This window comes from Methylobacterium hispanicum, from assembly GCF_022179285.1.
GTDB lineage: Bacteria > Pseudomonadota > Alphaproteobacteria > Rhizobiales > Beijerinckiaceae > Methylobacterium > Methylobacterium hispanicum.
The window spans coordinates 203268-222960 of record NZ_BPQO01000005.1; the positions used below are offsets into that span (position 1 = coordinate 203268).

A 19693-nucleotide genomic window follows, 5' to 3' on the forward strand; every position below is an offset into this window, starting at 1 on the left:
AAGGACCTCACGCCGCCGCGATGCCCGCGATCGCCAGCGGCAGCGCGCTCGGCCCCCGCAGCGAGGCGCCCGGGCGGTAGGGCGGCGGGTCGGCGAGCAGGCGCGGCTCGCGCAGCCGGCGGCTCAAGGCCACCAGGGCGATCTCCGCCTCGATCCGGGCGAGCGGGGCGCCGACGCAGTAGTGCAGCCCGCCGCCGAATCCGAGATGGCGGTTGTCCCGCCGGTCCGGATCGAAGCGCTCGGGATCCGCGAAGCGGGCCGGGTCGCGGTTGCCCGACGCGATCAGCAGGACGACCGGCGCCCCCTCGGGGATCGTCGTGCCGGCGAGCGGGATGTCGGCGAGCGCGAGGCGCGTCCGGTACTGCACCGGCGGCTCGTAGCGCAGGAACTCCTCGATCAGCCGCGGGGCGATCTCCGGCTCGCGGCGCAGGCGCTCCAGGTGCTCGGGGAAGCGCAGCAGCGTCAGCACGCCGTTGGTGATCAGGTTCACGGTGGTCTCGTGGCCCGCCACCAGCAGCAGCACCGCCGTGGCGATCAGGTCGTAGTCGTTCATCCGCTCGGCATCGTCGCCGGCCGCGAGGTCCGAGAGGATGTCGTCCGCGGGCTCGCGGCGCTTGGCCTTCACGAGATCCTGCAGGTAGTCGGCGATCTCCGCGAAGGTCTCCTCGTTCTTGATCTGGGTCTCCTCGTCGCCGCGCTGGTTCGGCTCGAGGGCGGTGGCGAGCTGCGTCGCCCAGCCGTGGAAACGCGGCTCGTCCTCCGGCGGCACGCCGAGCAGGTGGCAGATCACCGTGACGGGGAGCGGGTAGGAGAACGCGTCGACGAGGTCGATCCGCGCCTTGCCCGCGAGCTTGTCGATGAGGTCGTGGGTGAGCCGCTCGGTCTTCGCCCGCATGCCGCGCACCCGCTCGACGCTGAAGGCGCGCATCACCCGGCCGCGGAGCGCCTCGTGGTCCGGCGGATCGCGGAAGATGAAGGGGCGATGGCGCTTGCGGATCTCGGCGCGCACCGGCCGCACGAGGAGGTCGGTGATCGGGTGCCCGGTCCAGCGGAAATGCTGCGGGTCGGGCAGGTCGTCGGAGCTGATGCGGGGATCGTGCAGCAGGCGGTCGATCTCGGCATGGGTGCCGACCACGTAGGTGCCGTCCTCCTGCCGGCAGACCGGCTCGCGCCGCAGCTCGGCGAAGAGCCCGTAGGGGTCGGCGCGGTTGTCCGGGTCGAGGAACCGCTCGAACAGGGTGCTCACCGGGCGGTCTCCTCCAGAACCTGGGTCTCGATCCGGCGGGGCGCGTCGAGCCCGCCCGGGAGCGGCGGGAACGGCGCCCCCTCCAGGATCGCGCTCCGGTAGGCCGGGAGCCAGCGGGCGGAATCGACCGAGGCGACCGCGACGGTGCGGCCCGCCTTGCCGAAGACCGCCAGGAAGCGCCGCTCCGCCATCGCGCCCCGCACCACCGCGAAGGCGTCGGCGCCGGCCGTGAGCCCGAGGAGCTTGATGGTCAGGCCGAACTGCTGCGACCAGAAATCCGGCAGGTGGTCGTGCGGCACCATCCCGGCGGGGTCCTGCGCCAGCATGTTGCGGGCGGCTATGCGCGCCTGCGCCACCGCGTTGCCCCAGTGCTCCACCGCCACCAGCGCGTCGCCGTCGTGGGGGTTGGGCCAGTGCGCCACGTCGCCGGCCGCGAAGATCCCGTCGGCCGCCGTGCCGTCGGCCCGCAAGGCCCGGCAGAACCGGTCGCAGCGCAGGCCGTTGCGGTCCGCCGCGAGGCCGGCCCCGTCGAGCCACTCGACGTTGCGCGCGGCGCCGATCGCCACCACGAGGCAGTCGGTCTCGATCCGGCCGCCGTCCTCCAACACCAATCCGGCGAGGCGTCCGCGCCCGTCCGCCTCCATCCGGGCGATCGCGGCGCCCAGCCGCAGGTCCACGCCGGCATCCCGCGCCACCTCGGCCATGAAGGCGCCGAGCGGCGCGCCGATCGCGCGCGCGAGCGGCACGGCATCGCGCACCAGCACCGTGACCGGGATGTCCAATTCCCGGCAGACCGAGGCGACCTCGAAGCTGATGAAGCCGCCGCCGACGAGGACGACGCGGGCCGGGCGCTCCCGCAGGCGCTGTCTGAGCCGCTCGGCATCCGCGCGGGTGCGCAGCGTCGCGACGCCGGCGAGCGCCGCCTCCGCCGGGTTCGGCCAGGGCCGCGCCCGCGTCCCGGTCGCCACGAGGCAGCGATCGTAGGCGAGGCGCTCGCCGTCCGCGAGGATGACGGCGCGCCCGTCCCGGTCGAGCCCGGCCGCCGCCGTGCCGGTCCGGACCGCGATGTCGAGGTCGGCCGGCTGCGGCAGGGTGGTGTCGGGGCCGAAATCCCCGCGCAGGACCTGCTTGGAGAGCGGGGGCCGGTCGTAGGGCCGGTGCGGCTCGTCGCCGACGAGCATGAGACCGCCGGAGAATCCGTGCGCCCGCAGGGCCTTGGCAGCGCTGAGACCGGCCAGCGAGGCCCCAACGATCACGATGCGGCCGGGATCGTGGGCGCTCACCGGGCCTCTCCCGCGGCCGCGGCCCGGTCGGCGGAATCGTCCGCGGGGTCGTCGGCGCAGGCGGTGATGGCCCGGACCGGGCAGGCCTGCGCGGCGCGCTCGATCGCGGCCCGGTCGGCGTCGTCCGGCGCGGTGTCGTAGACCAGGGCCTCGCGGCCGTGCAGGACGAAGTGCCGCGGCGCCGCGTAGACGCACTGCGCGTAGCCCTGACACCGGTTGAGATCGACCACGACCCTCACGCAACGCTCCCGTGCCCACGGGGCGATGCCGCGCTGCCCCACGGCCTAGATCGGCCGCCCGCGTCCGGTATCAAGCGGCGTCCGGGGCCGGGGTCAGTTCATCAGTTGTCGCAGCGCGTTCCGGTCTTGGTGTGCGAGCCGCTTGCCGACGGCCAGCAGCAGCATCTCGGACAGGCGGTGCAGATCGGGATCGTTCAGTTCCAGCACGGCCTCGTGGGCCGCGATGCAGCGGTCGGCCGCGAGGGCGAGCGGTCCCTCGTCCTGCGCGCTGGATCCGCAGGACCGGCGATCCGGCGATCGGCGGCCGTCCCTGGGTTTGGGCATGATCGGTGGGTCCCTCCGCCGGACCGCCTCGACATCCGACAGGTCTCTCGTGTCTGCCGAGAGCCCTGGATATACCAGTTCAGCGAAGGTCTGTAAGCGGTCGGCCACATCGGCCCAATTTCGCCACCGAACCTGAAGACTGACTTAGATCAGATCAGGGCGCCCTGTCGAGGGCGACGCCGCCGGGATCGTGCGGAGATGGCCGGCGCCGTCGCCCGAGCGGGGGGGGAGGCGTCCCCCCGCGGGCGGCTCAGAAGCAGCGGCGGCTCCGCACCACCGTCACGCGACCGTAGGGCCCGCGCCGCTTGGTGACCACCGTGCGGCAGCGCGGGCCGCGGATGACGGTCCGGCGCACCACGCGGACCTGCTCGACGCCGTGGCCCGGCGCGACGACCGGGCCCGGGCCCAGCGGAAGGGCGGAGGCCGGGGCGGTGAGTCCGGCCAGGGTGAGGGCGGCAAGTCCGACGAAGATCGCTTTCAAGGATCGAGCTCCTGCTTCGGTTGCGGGGGCGGCGGTGTGGCCCGCAAATCCTGAACGAGCCCTTAATCCGGGGTTGAGGTTGCGCCCGAACCTCAATTGGGGGTTGAAGCAACGGAGCCCTGCGGGGGCGCGCGTTGCGCGCGTCCCGGCGCTCGTCTAATCGCGGGTCCATGGCGATTTCCCTGATGACTGACCCGGCATGACGACCGACCACGACAAGATCCTCATCGTCGACTTCGGCAGCCAGGTGACGCAGCTCATCGCGCGCCGCGTGCGCGAGGAGGGCGTCTACTGCGAGATCGTGCCCTTCACGAAGGCCGCGGAGGCCTTCGCGGAGACGCGGCCGAAGGGCGTGATCCTCTCGGGCGGCCCGGAATCGGTGACGACCGAGGCCTCGCCCCGCACCCCGCAGGTGGTGTTCGATTCGGGCGTGCCGGTCTTCGGCATCTGCTACGGCCAGCAGACCATGGCGGCCCAGCTCGGCGGCGAGGTCGAGGGCGGCCACCACGCCGAGTTCGGCCGGGCCGAGATCGAGATCCTCTCGGATTGCGCACTGTTCCGGGGCGTCTGGCACGTCGGCGAGCACTATCCCGTCTGGATGAGCCACGGCGACCGCGTCACCAAGCTGCCGGACGGCTTCACCACGGTGGCGATCTCGAAGAACGCCCCCTTCGCGGCGGTGGCAGACGAAGCGCGCAAGTTCTACGCGGTGCAGTTCCATCCGGAGGTGGCGCACACGCCGCACGGCGCGCTGCTGATCCGCAACTTCGTGCGCGACATCGCGGGCTGCTCCGGCGACTGGACCATGGGTGCCTACCGCGAGGAGGCGATCGCCAAGATCCGCGAGCAGGTCGGGTCCGAGCGGGTAATCTGCGGGCTCTCCGGCGGCGTCGATTCGGCGGTGGCGGCCGTGCTGATCCACGAGGCGATCGGCAGCCAGCTCACCTGCGTCTTCGTCGATCACGGCCTGTTGCGCCAGGGCGAGGCCGAGGAGGTCGTGCGGCTGTTTCGCGACCACTACAACATTCCGCTCGTCCACGTCGAAGCGCAGGAGATGTTCCTCTCGGCGCTCGAGGGCGTCAGCGACCCGGAGGTGAAGCGCAAGACGATCGGGCGGCTGTTCATCGACGTGTTCGAGGCCGAATCGAAGAAGATCGGCGGCGCGGCTTTCCTGGCGCAGGGCACCCTCTACCCGGACGTCATCGAGAGCGTCTCGTTCACGGGGGGGCCGTCCGTGACGATCAAGAGCCACCACAACGTGGGGGGGCTCCCCGAGCGCATGAACATGAAGCTCGTGGAGCCCTTGCGCGAGCTGTTCAAGGACGAGGTGCGGGTGCTCGGGCGCGAGCTGGGGCTCCCGGAGGGCTTCGTCGGCCGCCACCCCTTCCCGGGCCCGGGCCTCGCCATCCGCTGCCCCGGCACGATCACGTCCGAGAAGCTCGACGCGCTGCGCAAGGCCGACGCGATCTACCTCGATGAGATCCGCAGAGCCGGGCTCTACGACACGATCTGGCAGGCCTTCGCGGTGATCCTGCCGGTCAAGACCGTCGGCGTGATGGGCGACGGGCGCACCTACGACCATGTCTGCGCGCTGCGCGCCGTCACCTCGGTCGACGGCATGACGGCCGACTTCTACCCCTTCGACATGGCCTTCCTGAGCCGGGTCGCGACCCGGATCATCAACGAGGTCAAGGGCATCAACCGGGTGACCTACGACATCACCTCGAAGCCCCCCGGCACGATCGAGTGGGAGTAGCGGGCCCGCGCGCGGGGCATCATACGGGATCCGGTTGAAGCGCTCGGTTCTGCGGGATCCTCTCAGGCTGAAGCTCGGGTCCCCTCTCCTATAGGGAGAGGGACAGGGTGAGGGGTATGACGTTCCCGAAAGAGGCGAGGGCCTGAACGCGCGTCGACCGCGTGCGCCGTCCTGAAATGTCATACCCCTCACCCCAACCCTCTCCCTATGGGAGAGGGGGCGCGGCGCGGTTCCAGTGGCGATCGAGGAGACGACCCGCGCCATATGCGATCGCCCTGCCTGTAGGGAGAGAGGGCGCGGCGCGGTTCGCCCGACACCTCCGAACCATTCGACCGGAAACCGTATCAGCCCCGCCGCTCCAGGCTCGCCACGTAGAACCCGTCCGTGCCGGTGCGGGCGGGGCTCATCTGCAGCCCGTGGCGGGTGAAGCGCACGGCGTCGGCGAGCGCCGGCAGCACCCGCGCGACGACGTCGCGCGCCGGCACCACGGCGAAGCCCTCCGCCCGTCCCAGGAAGGCGTCGAGCGCGCCGTCGTTCTCCTGCGGCAGCAGCGAGCAGGTGATGTAGCTGATCCGCCCGCCCGGCCGCACGAGGCGGCCCGCCCGGTCGAGCACCGCGGCCTGCTCGGCGAGGCGGGTCGAGAGGCTGCCGGGGCGCAGGCGCCACTTGGCGTCGGGGTTGCGCCGCCACGTGCCCGCGCCCGTGCAGGGCGCATCGACCACGACCCGGTCCACCGTGCCGTCGAGATCCGCCAGCACGTCCGTGCGCGCCCGGCCGCCCCGGGGCGTGCGCACCTCGGCCTCCGCGCCCGAGCGGCGCAGGCGCTCGTGGATGGGCGCGAGGCGGCGCGGATCGTCGTCGCTGGCGATGAGCCGGGCGCCGTTGCGGGTCTGGCTCGCCAGCGCCAGCGTCTTGCCGCCGCCGCCCGCGCAGAGATCGACCACCATCTCGCCGGCCCACGCCTCGCTCAGCAATGCGGCGAGTTGCGAGCCCTCGTCCTGGATCTCGTACCAGCCCTCAAGGAATTCCGGCTCGACATGGAGCGCCGGCCCGCGCCCGTCGGCGCCGATCGGGATGCGCAGGCCCTGCGGCGCGAAGGGCGTCGGCTCCGCGTTCAGGTGCGCCAGGGCGGGAAGCGCCGCGTCCCGGTCCTGCCGGAGCGCGTTCAGGCGGATGTCGAGCGGGGCCCGTCGGGCCAGCGCCTTCAGCTCGGGCAGCAGATCGTCGCCAAGCAGGCCCGCGAGGTCCGGCAGCACCCACTCGGGCACGTCGCCCGCGACGTGCGGCGGCGCCTCCGCGAGGTTGCCCTGATCGAGCCGCGCGCGCTCCCCGTCGCTCAAGGGCTCGGGCGCGAAGCGCTCGCCGGTGAAGAGCTGGGCGATCGAGGGTGCGGCCAGCCCCTGTTGCAGGCGCAGCGAGCCGAGCAGCACGGCGCGCGGCGCCTCGTCCTGCATGATCCAGGCGGCGGAGGCGCGGCGGCGCAGCGCGTCGTAGACGAGGCTCGCGATCGCGGCGCGGTCGCCCGAGCCCGCGAAGCGGTGGGCGAGGCCCCAGTCCTTGAGAGCGTCGGCGGCCGGGCGTCGGCGCGCGGCGATGTCGGCGAGCACCTCGATGGCGGCGGAGCAGCGGGCGGAGGGTGTCAGGTCGGTCTCCTGTAATCTTCTGTTCACGCTGCCGTGAAACGGCCACGCTTCCTGCGCCGCAGGGCCACGATACGGCCGAGCTTCGGGCCCGATCCGGGCCGACAACGCCTCTCGCTTCAACGAAGGCCGGAGAGCCCGATGTCCCCCCTCCCCCGTCTCACTCTGGCGGCGCTCGCCGCCGCCGCGCTCGCGGCCTGCTCGCAGGCCCCGGCGGCACCGGGTCCGGAACTCAGCCCGCCGCCGCCGCGCGTCGATGCCAAGACGCAGCTCGAGTACGGCGGCCCGCCGCCCCGCGGCCCGCGCTACTGAGCCTCGCCCGGCGCTACCGGGCCTCGCGGGCCCGGCGCGCCTCGTAGGCCTTCAGGCCCGTATAGACGATCCCGAGGAGCGGGTGCGGGACGCCGGCCGCGCGCGCCCGCGCGATCAGGTCGCCGACGACGTGGTCGGCCTCGATGCGGCCGCCGCCCAGGATATCGCGCAGCATCGAGGCCGTCATCGGCGAGCCCTCCGCCGTCAGCGTCGCGCGGGCCTGCGCCGCGACCTTGTCGCGGGGCGCGTAGCCGGCGGCGGCGGCGGTGGCGAGGCACTCGCCGTGCAGGCCGCCGATCAGCTCGCGGCCGCCGGGCGCCGCGAGGATGTCGCCGAGCGCCGCCCGCATCAGGGTCGTGGCGCCCGCGAGCGTCGCCAGGAACACCCACTTCTCCCACATCTCCAGCAGGATCCTGTCGCTGAGGCGGGCCTGGAACTTGGCGCCCTGCATCAGCGCGTCGATGGCCTGCGCCCGGTCGGAGCGACCGCCGTCGCGCTCGCCGTAGGTGATGGTGCAGAGCTCGCTCATGTGGCGGATCTCGCCGTCCGGGCCCACCGTCGAGATGATGGCGCAGGAGCCGCCGAGCACCCGCGCCGGCCCGAAGGCGGCGTCGAGGGCGTCGAGATGGGCCATGCCGTTCAGGATCGGCAGGACCACCGTGCCCTCGGTCACGGCGGGCGCCATGTCGGCGATCGCCGCGTCGAGGTCGTAGGCCTTGCAGGAGAGGACGACGAGGTCGAACGCCTGTTCGCCCAGCCGGTCGGCCGTGACGGTCCGCGGGGCCGGCAGCTGCAGGTCTCCGAACGGGCTCTTCAGGTTCAGCCCGCGCGCCGCCAGGATCTCGGCCCGGGCCGGGCGCACCAGGAAGGTGATGTCACGGCCGATCTCGGCGAGCCGCGCCCCGAAATAGCCCCCAGTCGCCCCGGCCCCCACCACCAGCACGCGCATCTTCGTAAATCCCTGTGAGGTTTGGCGCCGGCGGCGCAGCCGAGATACCGCTATGGGAACCGGTCAGGTCCCGATCATTCGAATCGATCCGCTCCAACCGGCGGAACGAAGCTGCCGAACGAGCCGGCCGTCGGCGGTTGCGAGCGTTGCACCCCAGCGCTCCGCGGCCGCGAGGTAGAGCGCATCGTAGTTCGTGCAGCCGACCCGTACGGCGATCTCCAAGGCAGCAGGCGCGATCTCGTGGATTGCCTGCAACTGCACCAATCGCGTCGGAGCAGCAATGGCCTCGTGCGCATGATCGCGTGTGATGGCCTCGGACCGATATGCCTTGAGCAGCGTATTGCCGACTTCGACGAGGATGTGCTCCGGCGCAATGCGCACGTCACCCTCCGCCAGGATCGCCTCCGCCGCATCGCTGTGAGGCTCGGGCAGAAACCACTTCGCCGCGACGCAGGCATCGATAACGATCATCCCGCGTCGCGCTCGGCCCGGATCGTCAGCGCGCTGTCCGGCAGCGGATGCTTCAACGCACGGGCGCGGATGCCGCGGGTCAGGGCGACGGCTTCGTCTGCCGTGAGGACGTTCGCATCCCGTATGCCGTCGGTGCGCCGCCGCAGCTCGGACGGCGCGGCCGCGCCGTCCTCTCGTGCGCGCTCGTAAGACGGTTCCGAGCCCATCGATGAAAACCGAAACGACATCGTCATGCTTGGGGCCTCCGTCGTGGATTCTGCCACGCGACACCCCGGTTCCGATAGACCGCCGAATGGCCGGCCCCACTCAGGTCCGCGACGGGTAGTTCGGGCTCTCGCGGGTGATGGTGACGTCGTGGACGTGGCTCTCGCGCAGGCCCGCATTGGTGATGCGGATGAACTGCGCCCGCTCCTGAAACTCGGGGATCGTGGCGGCGCCCACGTAGCCCATCGCGGCGCGCAGGCCGCCTGCGAGCTGGTGCAGCACCGCGCCGACCGGGCCCTTGTAGGGCACCTGCCCCTCGATGCCCTCCGGCACGAGCTTGTGGGTGTCGCTGACCTCGGCCTGGAAGTAGCGGTCGGCCGAGCCGCGGGCCATCGCGCCGACCGAGCCCATGCCGCGGTAGCTCTTGTAGGAGCGGCCCTGGTACAGGAACACGTCGCCCGGCGCCTCGTCGGTGCCGGCGAGCAGCGAGCCCAGCATCGCCACCGAGGCGCCCGCCGCGATCGCCTTGGCGAGGTCGCCCGAGTACTTGATGCCACCGTCGGCGATCACCGGCACGTCGGCCTCGTGGGCGGCCTCGACCGCCTCCATCAGGGCGGTGAGCTGGGGCACGCCGACGCCCGCGACGATGCGGGTGGTGCAGATCGAGCCCGGGCCGATGCCGACCTTGATGGCGTCGGCGCCCGCGTCGATGAGCGCCTGGGCGCCCTCGCGGGTCGCGACGTTGCCGGCCACCACCTGCACGGCGTTCGAGAGCTGCTTCACCCGGCGCACGGCGTCGAGCACCTTGATCGAGTGGCCGTGCGCCGTGTCGACCACGATCACGTCGCAGCCGGCATCGATGAGGCGCTCCGCCCGCTCGAAGCCGCCGTCGCCCGTGGTGGTGGCGGCCGCCACCCGCAGGCGGCCGTGCTCGTCCTTCACGGCGGTCGGGTAGGCGACCTGCTTCTCGATGTCCTTGACGGTGATCAGGCCGATGCAGCGGTAATGGTCGTCGACGACGAGCAGCTTCTCGATGCGGAACTGGTGCAGCAGGCGCTTGGCCTCGTCCTGGGTCACGCCCTCGCGCACGGTGATCAGCCGGTCGCGGGTCATCAGCTCGGCCACCGGCTGGCTGGCATTGGTGGCGAAGCGCACGTCGCGGTTCGTCAGGATGCCGACGAGCTTGCCGCGCGAGCCGTTCGGTCCCCGCTCCACCACCGGGATGCCGGAGATGCGGTTCTGCTTCATCACCTCGAACGCCTCGGCGAGGCTCGCGTCCGGGTGGATGGTGATCGGGTTCAAGACCATGCCCGACTCGTACTTCTTGACGAGGCGGACCTGCTCGGCCTGCTCCGGCGGCTCCAGGTTGCGGTGGATCACGCCGAGGCCGCCGAGCTGGGCCATGGCGATGGCCATCGGCGCCTCGGTGACGGTGTCCATCGCCGAGGAGAGGATCGGCAGGTTGAGCTTGATCGTGCGGGTCAGGCGGGAGCCGACATTCACCTCGGTCGGCATCACCGAGGAGGCCGCGGGCCGCAGGAGGACGTCGTCGAAGGTCAGGCCCTCGATGATCGAGGCGGCGCTGATGGGGGCCATGTGCCAACTTCCCTGCAGGTGCGCGGCGCCTGATCCAGGGCCACCGGCGTGATTGGGTTGGCACGGGCCGATATCACGGGGGTACCCGCCCCGCCAAGGCGGCGAAACCGCGCCGCACCGGCTTATTCGCGCCGGGCCCGCCTGCGCGGACCGCATGGCGAGGCCCGGACCGGGCGGGAATCCCGGCGCCTCAGCGCGCCGGGAGCCCGTTGGTCGGTCCCTTGTCGGTCCAGTCCGGCGGCAGGCCGATATAGTCGCCCGCGATGCCGTTGACGCCGGGCGCCCGGCCGAAGGCCTCGCAATCCGGGTCGAGCGGCGCCTCGCCGAGCGTCGTGATGCGCACGCGGTCCCAGGTCGGGAGCGAGAGCGGCGCCTTGAACGGGTCCTCGCCGGTGGCGATGAGGTAGCCGAGATCCTGGCCGAAATCGCCCGCGAGGTCGTAGGCGTCGCTGGCCGGCGAGAAGCGCGGCTGGCTGGTGAAGGAGTTCGAGGCGCCGCCCCAGACCATCGCCACCCGTTGCTGCCGGCGCCGGTCGAGCGCCTCGGCCTCGACCGTCAGGCTGCCGAGCCCGATCGGCACGCGCGGGATCGGCACGCGGCCGATGCCCTCGGCGACGCCGACGCCGACCTGCGAGGCCACCGTGACGGCGGCCGAGAGGCCGATGGTCGAGCCGGCGCCCACGAGGTTCGTCGGCTCGACGCGCGTCACCTGGGCACGCACGGTGAGGTCGGCGTCGCGCGTCGAGACCACGTCGTATTTCAGGGAGAGCTCGTAGCAGAGCGCCCGGTCGGCGTTGTTGGCCACGACCCTGCGCTCGACCTCCGTGAGGCCGGCCGCGCCCGCGGCGTTGGCCGGGAAGCGCGTCGGGATGATGCGCACCGTCCGGGTGCCGGCGAGCGCCGCCCGGTCGGCGTAGAGCCTGGCCGTGGTCGAGGCCTCGGTGCTGGCGCGCAGCAGGTCGTAGCGGGTGAGCGAACCGGTGTCGTTCAGGAGCACGGTGCCGCAGGCGGCGACCGAGAGCATCAGGGCGGAGGCCGCGGCGAGCCGCGGCAGGGATCGGGGCGATAGCGATCGGGGCGTCTTCGGCCTCGTGATCATCCGGGCACTTTCTCGAGGAGCGGTCCCGTCTCCCGCCGCCCGACCGGGCGCGGAGGGCCGCGTACAGTACGGCAGAGCTTAGGGCCCGCGGGCGCCCCCCGGAAGGCCCGGCCCGGGACCGGGCCGCGTTCGGAAACAATCCGTGGCCGATCCGCCACGGAATCGGGCAGATCCCGCGCGCGGTCGGTCACATTCAGGGCAGGCGCGCCCCGCATGCAACCGCCCGTTCACCAAATCGCTTGTCGAGACCGATGTCCCCGACCCGGATCGTACCCCTCGTCGTCGCAACCGCCCTGTTCATGGAGAACACGGACGCGACCGTGATCGCCACCGCGCTGCCGACGATCGCGGCGAGCCTCGGGGAGGATCCGATCGCGCTCAAGCTCGCGCTCACCGCCTACCTCGTCAGCCTCGCGATCTTCATCCCCGTGAGCGGCTGGATGGCCGACCGGTTCGGGGCCCGCACGGTGTTCCGCGCGGCGCTCGGGGTGTTCATGGCGGGCTCGCTCGCCTGCGCGGCGGCCGACGGCCTCCTGAGCTTCGTGGCGGCGCGCTTCCTCCAGGGCCTCGGCGGGGCCATGATGGTGCCGGTCGGCCGCCTCGTGATCCTGCGCAGCGTGCCGAAATCGGAACTCGTCACGGCGCTCGCCTACCTCACCATCCCGGCACTGATCGGCCCGATCCTCGGCCCGCCGCTCGGCGGCCTGATCACCACCTGGCTCGACTGGCGCTGGATCTTCCTGATCAACATCCCGATCGGGATCGCCGGGATCGTGCTGGCGAGCGTCTACTTCGAGGATCTGCGCGAGGCCGAGCGGCCGCCGCTCGACGTCGCGGGCTTCCTGCTGCTCGGGCCGGGCCTGGCCGGGCTGATGCTCGGCCTCGCCTCGCTCGGGCGCCACCTGCTGCCGGCTTGGCTCACCTGGGGCTGCCTCGGCGGGGGCGCGGCGCTGCTCGGCCTCTACATCCGCCATTCCGCCCGCGTGCCGCACCCGGTGCTGCGGCTCGGCCTGCTCGGCTACCCGACCTTCCGGGCCGCGGTGACGGGCGGCTCGCTGTTCCGCATCGGCACGGGGGCGATCCCCTTCCTGCTGCCGCTGATGCTGCAGATCGGCTTCGGCCTCGACGCGCTGCAATCGGGCCTGATCACCTTCGCGGCGGCAGCGGGCGCGATGCTGGTGAAGACGGTCGGCCCCCGCATCCTGCGCACCTTCGGCTTCCGCGCCGTGATGGTGACGAACGCGGTGCTGGCGGCCGCCTTCCTGGCGGTGAACGGGCTGTTCACGGCCCAGACCCCGCACCTGCTGATCATCGGCCTGCTGTTCCTCGGCGGCTGCCTGCGCTCGCTGCAATTCACCTGCATCAACGCGATCGCCTACGCGGACCTGGAGCAGCGGGAGATGAGCGCGGGCACTAGCCTCGCCAGCGTCGCGCAGCAGCTCTCGCTGAGCCTCGGCGTGACGCTCGGCGCCCTGGCACTCGAGGGCGCCGCCGCGTGGCACGGGCGCGCGGAGATCCGGGCGGAGGATTTCGGCCCGGCCTTCCTGGCGGTAGCGCTGATCTCCGGCGCCTCCGTGTTCCCGTTCCGGCGGCTCAGCCCGGATGCCGGCGCGGAGATCTCGGGGCGGCGCGCGGTCGAGGCGGCCCCGGCCGGGGCGCCGGGGCGAAACTAGGCCGCGGCGCGGGCGGGTCGGCCGCCGCGCTTCGGTCCGTTGCTGTTGGCGGGCTTGCGGGCCGGCGCCTTCTTGGGCGCGGAGCGGGCGCCCGCGCGCCAGCCCTGCCAGCTCCAGGCGCCGGGGCCCTGCAGGGCGTAGAGGAGGAAGCCGCCGGCGAGGCCGAGATCGGCCAGCAGCAGCGTGCGTTCGGCGATCGCCGCCGCGCCGCCGAACTGCCAGAACGGGTGCAGCACCACTGCCATGCCGGCGGCGAACAGCGCCAGCGCGAGCCCGGTCAGCCGCGGCAGCACGCCGAGGATCAGCGCGAGCGGTCCGAAGACCTGCACGACGACCATCGCGGTCGCGACCGCGTTCGGGGCCGGTACGCCGGCGCCCGCCAGCGTCAGCGCGAAGCCCGAGACGTTGAGCGCCCGGGCGATGCCCGTCGGCAGGAGGGCGGAGGCCAGCAGCAGGCGCGCGGCGAGGCTGAGGGCGTCGGGGGCTCTGGCGATCACGGACGGGCTCCTTCGGGCGGGCCGGAGGAGCCTTGGGGCGGGTGCGTGTAGGCCGGGTTAAGGACGCGGCGCCATCAACCGGAGACGCCGCCGCGGAACAGCCGTCCGTGCTCGGTCCAGGCCACGACGAGGAGCGCGAGGCCGCCGAGCGTCGCGTAGCCGATGCCGATCGGCAGCACGGTTCCGTCGAAGGCCTGCCCGATCAGGTAGCCGCACAGCGCCCCGAGGATCGTGGTGTAGAAGCCCAGGAAGGACGAGGCGGTGCCGGCGATGGCGCCCAGCGGCTCCAGCGCCAGCGCGTTGAAGTTCGGCATGGCGAAGCTGATCAGGAACTGGTTCAGCGCCAGCACCCCGAGGAACAGGGCGAGCGGCGGGTGCCCGTGCCAGGCGAGGCCGACGCCGACCTGGGCGAGCCCCACCATCACGAAGGCCGCGAGGCCCGCATGCGAGAGCGGGCGCATGCCGAGCCACCGCACCACCCGCGCGTTGACGAGCGTCGCCGCCCCCATGGCGCCCGCGACCGCGCCGAAGGCCAGCGGGAAGAGCGCGCCGAGATGGTAGAGGCCGGTATCGAAGATCTGCTGGGACGAGCCGACATAGCCCATGATGCAGCCGGTGAGCAGGCCGAGCGCCGTGGCGTAGCCGACCGCGACCCGGCAGCGCAGGGTCGTCCGCACGGCCTGGATCGTGGCGCGGAGCGAGAGCGGGCGGCGGTATTCCGGGTGCAGGGTCTCGGGCATGCGCCAGGTGAACCAGAGGGTGCAGATCGCGGCCAGCACCAGCATCGAGACGAAGACCCAGACCCAGGAGCCCAGCGCCAGCATCGCGCCGCCGACGGCGGGCGCGATCATCGGCACGATCAGGAACACCATCATGATCAGCGACATGACGCTCGCCATCTCGCGGCCGGCGAAGCGGTCGCGCACGATCGCGGTCGAGAGCACGCGCCCGCTCGCCGCGCCGACGCCCTGGATGATGCGGGCGGCGAGCAGCCAGCCGAAGGAGGGCGCCACCATCGCCAGCGCCGTGCCGGCCGCGTAGATCGCCAGCCCCCCGAGGAGGACCGGCCGGCGGCCGAGCGCGTCCGAGACCGGCCCGTAGACGATCTGCGCCAGCCCGAAGCCGATCATGTAGACGTAGACGAGGAGCTGGAGATGGTTGGCGTCGGCGACCCCGAACCGCGCCTGGATCGCCGGAAAGGCCGGGAGCAGGTTGTCGATCGAGATCGCGGTCACGGCCATCATCAGGGCGACGATGGCCACGAACTCGGCGAAGCCCGGGCCGGCCCACGCCGCGGGGACGGCGACGGGGGCGCTGGCACGCGCCCCCTCGGGCGGGTTCGGCCGGATCGGTGCGGTCACGGATGCCTCGGAGCGGAGCTGCGGGAGAGCCCCCTCCCGGGCTCCCCGTCCCCCGACAACGCGGCGGCGATGTGACGGTGCGCATGTCCGCGTCGCGACCGTGGCCTGCGGAAGCCGCGGCGCCGGAACGGAGAAGGCTCAGCTTCGTTGGGCGCGCGAGCCCCTTCCACTGGAGAGACCGATGTCCAGCCTCGTCCGCATCCTCCTCGCGATCTTCCTGCCGCCCGTCGCGGTGCTGCTGACCACCGGCTTCGGCCTGCAGTTCCTGCTCAACATCCTTCTGTGGATCCTGGGCTGGCTGCCGGGCACCGTCCACGCCCTCTGGCTGATGAACCGCGAGCGCCCGCTGCTCTGAGCGGAGCGGCCGCGCGCTCTCGCTCCCCACTCTGCGGGCAGGGCGATCGCATATGGCGTGGGTCGTCTCCGAGATCGCCACTGGAACCGCGCCGCGCGCCCTCTCCCAGAGGGAGAGGGTTGGGGTGAGGGGTATGACGCCGCAGACCTGAGCACGCGGTCGACGCGCGTTCAGTTCAGAGCCTCACTCTGAAGCCTCATACCCCTCACCCGGCTTTCTGCGAAAGCAGACCTCTCCCTATGGGAGAGGGGACCCGCGCCTGACCGGGGCTAGGCTCGCTCGGCATATGCGATCGCCCTGCTCTGCGGGGGAGGGAGAAGCGCGCGGCCTCAGCGCGCCGGCTCGGCCTTCGGGGCCGGCTTCTTCGCCTCGGCCACCTTGGCGGGCGGCGCCTTCTTCTCCGCGATCGCGCCGGTCGCGGTCGGGGGTTTTGCCAGATGCGCCTGGATGCGCGCGCGGGCGGCGTGGACCTGCTTGGCGGGCTCGGCCGTCGCGGCGTCCGCGGCGGGGGTCGCCGGCTCCGGCGCGGGCGCGTCCTTGCGGGACAGGCCGCCGAACACCTGCTGGAAGGCCGAGACGTCGCCCTCCGCGTCCGCCACCGTGACGCGGGCGGGCTTGCCCGCCTCGGCGGCGGCCGGCTCGGCCTGCTTGGCGAGCATGAGAGGCGCCGGGGCCGGCTTGGCGCCGGCGGCGAGGGCCGCGGCGGCGGCCTTGGTGGGGATCGGCGCGGCCGCGAGCTGCGTGCGGCCCTTCGGACCGGCAGGGCCGGCCTTCGGCTCGATCGCGATCTCCTCCGGCGCGCCGGCGAGCGTCTCCGGACGGCTCACCTCGCCGAGATTGTGCCGGCCGAACTCCTTGGCGCTGTAGGGCATCTCCTCCTCCTTCGCGCCGAGGCTCGCGAAGGCGGTGACGTTCTGCGGCCGGAAGACCGGGTTCTGGCCGCCGTCCTGGTAGACGACGCGGGTCGCGGGCGTGCCCTTGGCGACGAGCTCGGCGATCTGGTGATCGTCCCGCGCGCGCTTCTCGGCGACCAGCGGATCGACCCGCGGGCTGCAGGAGCCGGCGGCCGCGTCGGCACCGCCGAACACGTACTTGGCTCCGCACAGGCCGACCTTGGGCTCCTGGCGCAGGGCCTCGAAATAGTCTGCGCCCTCCTTCAGGTTGTTCCAGAACGGCGCGTTCGGGTCGTTGCGGAACTTGGCCATGTTCTGGGCCGTCATCCGGAACGGGTAGGACTGGAACTGGAAGGCGCGCTGGCCGCCCGCGAAGGCCTCGCGGGCGATGGCGTAGATCTCGCCCATCGAGGCGTCGGTCATCGCGAAGCAGCCGGCCGACGAGCAGGTGCCGTGCACCATGATGTAGTTGCCGGTGCGCCCGTTCGCGCGGTCGAAGGCGTTCGGGTAGCCGGTGTCGAAGGAGAGGTAGTAGGAGGAGTTCGGGTTCATCTGGCCCGGGGTGATCGTGTAGAAGCCCTCGGGCGCCTGCCGGTCGCCCTGCTTGGTCTTGGGGCCGAGCTGGCCCGACCAGCGGCAGATCGGGAACGTCTTGAGGAGCGCGTACTGGCCGGTGCCGTCGCGCTTCCACACTTCCAGCTCCGACTCCTTCTTGTAGGCGCGGATCAGGATCGGGTCGGACTGGCTCATCCCCTTGGTCTGCATCAGCGACAGGGTCTGGGCGGGGACCGGGGTCAGGTGGCGGGTGGAGGCGCCGCCGATCAGGCCGTCCTGGCAGGCGCCGAGGCCGAGCGTGACGGCGATGAGACCAGCAGCCGCGAGCGGGCGCACAGCCATGGGGAACCTCGTCTCGATACTCCGCCCGCGGGTCCGTTCGACCTGCGTCGGGCGTCACTCCCCAAACCCGTAGATCGGTTAAACTTGACCCTCCGTTACCGCAATGACGCCGGAGCCACACTCCACGCGGATAAATCAGTCGAGATGTGCGGGATTGCACGCCGCCTCGGCGCGAATCAGGTCGAGCAGGCGCGCGTCGTCCGCCGGGTCGGCGAGGCGCAGGCCGACCGGCGCGGAGGGCGTCTCGAGGGTGATGTGCAGGAGGTCGGGACGCGGCTCGGCCCGCCCGGCCACCCGCACGGTCGCGGTGCCCGGCAGGAGCTGGATCACCGTGAGGTGGCTGCGGGCGGCGTCTCCCGCCAGCGCGTCGCAGAGCGCCGCGGCCTCGGCCGGCGCGACGTGGAGGTGGCTCATCAGCCAGTATCGGTTGCGCCCGCCCGCCAGGGCGCGGGCGGCGCGCAGCCGCCGGACGCCCGCCTGCAGGAAGGCGAAATCCGCGTCGTCCGCGGCCGGGTCGTGGTGGTTGAAGATGCAGTCGAGGCCGTAGCGCTCCCGGTAGAGCCGGTGCCGGCCGCGGGTGATGTCGGGTCCCTCGCGCTCGGAGAGCGGGATCGTCTCGAGCTGCGCCCGGTCGGTGAACGCCCGGAAATCGTCCGCGAGGCAGTCGCGCACCATCGGCGGCAGGGTGAAGACCCAGTCGAACGGGCCGGACCACCCGCGCAGTCCGAGCCGCTTCAGGGCGTGCGCCATCTGGCAGTTGCTGCCGAGCGAGACGTGATTGAACGCGCCCGGCTCGCGCCGGTCGGGGCCGCGCAGGCCGAGACGGCGGCGCAGGGTCCCGAGAAGGCCTGTCCCGAAAAGGCCTGTGCCGAGAAGGCCTGGGGGGCCCTCCCCGTCCCGTCTCACAGCCGCCGGCCGATCTCGAGGAACTTCTGCGCCCGGCGGTCGCGGATCTCGTCGCGCCCGAGGCCCTCGAAGCTCCGCAGCGCCTCGTCGAGCGCCGCGCCCGCCGCCGCCACGGCGCCGTCGCGGTCGCGGTGGGCGCCGCCGGTCGCCTCCGGCACGATGCCGTCGATGACGCCGAGCCGGAGCAGGTCCTGCGCGGTGATCTTCATGGCGGTGGCGGCATCGTGCGCCCGGCCCTGGTCGCGCCAGAGGATCGAGGCCGCCCCCTCGGGCGAGATCACGCCGTAGATCGCGTGCTCCAGCATCAGCACGCGGTTGGCGGTGGCGAGCGCGATGGCGCCGCCCGAGCCGCCCTCGCCGATCACGAGCGCGACGTTCGGCACGCCCAGCGCCAGGCAGGCCTCGGTCGAGCGCGCGATGGCCTCGGCCTGCCCGCGCTCCTCCGCGTCGATGCCCGGGAAGGCGCCCGCGGTGTCCACGAACGCCAGCACCGGCAGGCCGAAGCGGTCGGCGAGCTCCATCAGGCGCACCGCCTTGCGGTAGCCCTCGGGCCGGGCCATCCCGAAATTGTGGCGCAGGCGCGCCTCGGTGGTCGCGCCCTTCTCCTGGCCGATCACGCAGACCGGCCGGCCGCGGAAGCGCCCGAAGCCGCCCACCACCGCCGCGTCCTCGCCGAAGCTGCGGTCGCCGGCCAGGGGCGTGAATTCCTCGATCAGCCCGGCGCAGTAATCGACGAAATGCGGGCGCTGCGGGTGGCGGGCCACCTGCGTCTTCTGCCAGGGCGTGAGGGCGGCGTAGATCTCGGCGAGCGCCTGGGCAGCCTTGGCCTCGAGCCGGCCGACCTCCTCGCTGATCGAGACGGCGCCGTCGCGGGCGCCGACCGCCTTCAGCTCCTCGAGCTTGGCCTCGAGTTCCGCCACGGGCTTCTCGAAATCGAGATAGGAGCGCGTCACCGCCATCGGTTCACAAATGTCCTGCGCGTCGTGCGAGAGCCCGGGGCGCGGGCCGCGCCGCCGGGCGGGGCGAGGTGTTGGCGATGCGGGAGGGCGTGTCAACCGCGCGCGGGGCGGGATGTGCATGCCCGCGGGAGGCCGGCGGCCGGCGCGAAGCCCGGCGCCGCCTTCCTCAGGCCCTGATTGCGGCGCCTGTCTGGGGGCATGATCCTGCGCCCGCTCCTCGCCCTCGCCGCCCTGGTCTCGTTCGGCCTGCCCGCCGCCGCGCAGCCGCCCACGCCGGCCGCGCCGCCGAGCCTGGAGCAGATCGAGCGCCTGGAGGCGCGCCCGCGGCGGCGCGACCTCTATCTGAGCCCCGAGGCGGCCGAATCGGCCCGCGCCGCCGAGGCCAAGATGGAGGCGATGCAGCGGAAGATGGACGCGCGGGTCCGCCGCGCGACGCGCAGCATCTGCGAGGGCTGCGCCGGCCAGGCTCCCCGCCGCCGCGACGCCGCCGCGGCAGCGCGCGACGACGTGCCGGGACAGCTGGATCCCGCCCAGGCTCCCACGGAGTAGCCC

The 19693-nt window shown here is 72.8% G+C and carries 21 protein-coding genes; 5 read left to right on the forward strand and 16 right to left on the reverse strand.

Annotation, left to right across the window (positions count from 1 at the left end; translation table 11 throughout):
- Positions 1-7: 7 nt before the first annotated feature.
- The 5 genes from MFF56_RS07875 to MFF56_RS07895 form a co-directional block, all read right to left on the reverse strand.
- Positions 8-1246 carry a cytochrome P450 gene (locus MFF56_RS07875; protein ID WP_066926780.1) on the reverse strand — a complete coding sequence of 413 codons (1239 nt, stop codon included), beginning with the start codon at positions 1244-1246 and terminating at the stop codon, positions 8-10.
- Positions 1243-2529, reverse strand: a complete 1287-nt coding sequence (locus tag MFF56_RS07880) for an NAD(P)/FAD-dependent oxidoreductase (RefSeq protein WP_066926778.1) — start codon at positions 2527-2529, stop codon at positions 1243-1245. The genes MFF56_RS07875 and MFF56_RS07880 overlap by 4 nt, the downstream gene beginning before the upstream one ends.
- Positions 2526-2768, reverse strand: a complete 243-nt coding sequence (locus tag MFF56_RS07885; protein ID WP_066926776.1) for a ferredoxin — start codon at positions 2766-2768, stop codon at positions 2526-2528. The genes MFF56_RS07880 and MFF56_RS07885 overlap by 4 nt, the downstream gene beginning before the upstream one ends.
- Before the next feature lie 93 nt (positions 2769-2861).
- Positions 2862-3092 (reverse strand): hypothetical protein, encoded by a 231-nt coding sequence (locus tag MFF56_RS07890; protein ID WP_066926774.1) that lies wholly within the window; start codon positions 3090-3092, stop codon positions 2862-2864.
- A gap of 250 nt (positions 3093-3342) precedes the next feature.
- The gene (locus MFF56_RS07895; protein WP_066926772.1) at positions 3343-3573 is read right to left on the reverse strand and encodes a hypothetical protein; all 231 of its coding nucleotides are present in this window, start codon (positions 3571-3573) and stop codon (positions 3343-3345) included.
- A gap of 199 nt (positions 3574-3772) precedes the next feature.
- Between MFF56_RS07895 and guaA the strand changes: the two genes are divergently transcribed.
- A complete protein-coding gene (gene guaA / locus MFF56_RS07900) occupies positions 3773-5329 on the forward strand; it encodes a glutamine-hydrolyzing GMP synthase (protein ID WP_066926770.1) in 1557 nt (518 codons plus the stop codon).
- Between the two features lie 344 nt (positions 5330-5673).
- Here the strand turns inward: guaA and MFF56_RS07905 are convergent, their stop codons facing one another.
- Positions 5674-6972, reverse strand: a complete 1299-nt coding sequence (locus tag MFF56_RS07905; protein WP_066923990.1) for an RsmB/NOP family class I SAM-dependent RNA methyltransferase — start codon at positions 6970-6972, stop codon at positions 5674-5676.
- 138 nt (positions 6973-7110) lie between these two features.
- On the opposite strand from MFF56_RS07905, the gene MFF56_RS07910 reads away from it, so the two are divergent.
- The gene (locus tag MFF56_RS07910) at positions 7111-7281 is read left to right on the forward strand and encodes a hypothetical protein (RefSeq protein ID WP_197430627.1); all 171 of its coding nucleotides are present in this window, start codon (positions 7111-7113) and stop codon (positions 7279-7281) included.
- Positions 7282-7294: 13 nt separating this feature from the next.
- Here the strand turns inward: MFF56_RS07910 and panE are convergent, their stop codons facing one another.
- The 5 genes from panE to MFF56_RS07935 form a co-directional block, all read right to left on the reverse strand.
- Complete coding sequence (panE, locus tag MFF56_RS07915) at positions 7295-8230, reverse strand: 2-dehydropantoate 2-reductase (RefSeq protein ID WP_066923980.1); 936 nt, start codon at positions 8228-8230, stop codon at positions 7295-7297.
- A gap of 63 nt (positions 8231-8293) precedes the next feature.
- On the reverse strand, positions 8294-8701 hold the full coding sequence (locus MFF56_RS07920; protein ID WP_066923982.1) for a type II toxin-antitoxin system VapC family toxin: 408 nt from the start codon (positions 8699-8701) through the stop codon (positions 8294-8296).
- Positions 8698-8964 carry a hypothetical protein gene (locus tag MFF56_RS07925; protein ID WP_238229908.1) on the reverse strand — a complete coding sequence of 89 codons (267 nt, stop codon included), beginning with the start codon at positions 8962-8964 and terminating at the stop codon, positions 8698-8700. The genes MFF56_RS07920 and MFF56_RS07925 overlap by 4 nt, the downstream gene beginning before the upstream one ends.
- Before the next feature lie 43 nt (positions 8965-9007).
- Positions 9008-10501 (reverse strand): IMP dehydrogenase, encoded by a 1494-nt coding sequence (guaB, locus tag MFF56_RS07930; protein WP_066923985.1) that lies wholly within the window; start codon positions 10499-10501, stop codon positions 9008-9010.
- Between the two features lie 190 nt (positions 10502-10691).
- Positions 10692-11600 carry a DUF3313 domain-containing protein gene (locus MFF56_RS07935; RefSeq protein WP_066923988.1) on the reverse strand — a complete coding sequence of 303 codons (909 nt, stop codon included), beginning with the start codon at positions 11598-11600 and terminating at the stop codon, positions 10692-10694.
- A gap of 251 nt (positions 11601-11851) precedes the next feature.
- Between MFF56_RS07935 and MFF56_RS07940 the strand changes: the two genes are divergently transcribed.
- Positions 11852-13273, forward strand: coding sequence for an MFS transporter (locus MFF56_RS07940; RefSeq protein WP_238229909.1), 1422 nt, complete (start codon positions 11852-11854; stop codon positions 13271-13273).
- On the opposite strand, the gene MFF56_RS07945 is transcribed toward MFF56_RS07940, so the two are convergent.
- Both MFF56_RS07945 and MFF56_RS07950 read right to left on the reverse strand, forming a co-directional pair.
- Positions 13270-13770, reverse strand: coding sequence for a DoxX family protein (locus tag MFF56_RS07945; RefSeq protein WP_066919882.1), 501 nt, complete (start codon positions 13768-13770; stop codon positions 13270-13272). The genes MFF56_RS07940 and MFF56_RS07945 overlap by 4 nt on opposite strands.
- 74 nt (positions 13771-13844) lie before the next feature.
- Positions 13845-15131 carry a multidrug effflux MFS transporter gene (locus tag MFF56_RS07950; RefSeq protein ID WP_373324040.1) on the reverse strand — a complete coding sequence of 429 codons (1287 nt, stop codon included), beginning with the start codon at positions 15129-15131 and terminating at the stop codon, positions 13845-13847.
- 181 nt (positions 15132-15312) lie between these two features.
- Between MFF56_RS07950 and MFF56_RS07955 the strand changes: the two genes are divergently transcribed.
- The gene (locus tag MFF56_RS07955) at positions 15313-15486 is read left to right on the forward strand and encodes a YqaE/Pmp3 family membrane protein (protein WP_082772915.1); all 174 of its coding nucleotides are present in this window, start codon (positions 15313-15315) and stop codon (positions 15484-15486) included.
- Between the two features lie 329 nt (positions 15487-15815).
- On the opposite strand, the gene MFF56_RS07960 is transcribed toward MFF56_RS07955, so the two are convergent.
- The 3 genes from MFF56_RS07960 to MFF56_RS07970 form a co-directional block, all read right to left on the reverse strand.
- Positions 15816-17276: a L,D-transpeptidase family protein gene (locus MFF56_RS07960; RefSeq protein ID WP_066927056.1), complete on the reverse strand. Its 1461-nt coding sequence runs from the start codon at positions 17274-17276 to the stop codon at positions 15816-15818.
- Between the two features lie 135 nt (positions 17277-17411).
- Positions 17412-18182: a DUF1796 family putative cysteine peptidase gene (locus MFF56_RS07965; protein ID WP_066927055.1), complete on the reverse strand. Its 771-nt coding sequence runs from the start codon at positions 18180-18182 to the stop codon at positions 17412-17414.
- The gene (locus MFF56_RS07970; protein WP_066927054.1) at positions 18179-19141 is read right to left on the reverse strand and encodes an acetyl-CoA carboxylase carboxyltransferase subunit alpha; all 963 of its coding nucleotides are present in this window, start codon (positions 19139-19141) and stop codon (positions 18179-18181) included. Before MFF56_RS07970 ends, MFF56_RS07965 begins: the two co-directional genes overlap by 4 nt.
- Positions 19142-19339: 198 nt before the next feature.
- Between MFF56_RS07970 and MFF56_RS07975 the strand changes: the two genes are divergently transcribed.
- On the forward strand, positions 19340-19690 hold the full coding sequence (locus tag MFF56_RS07975) for a hypothetical protein (RefSeq protein WP_066927053.1): 351 nt from the start codon (positions 19340-19342) through the stop codon (positions 19688-19690).
- Positions 19691-19693 lie beyond the last annotated feature (3 nt).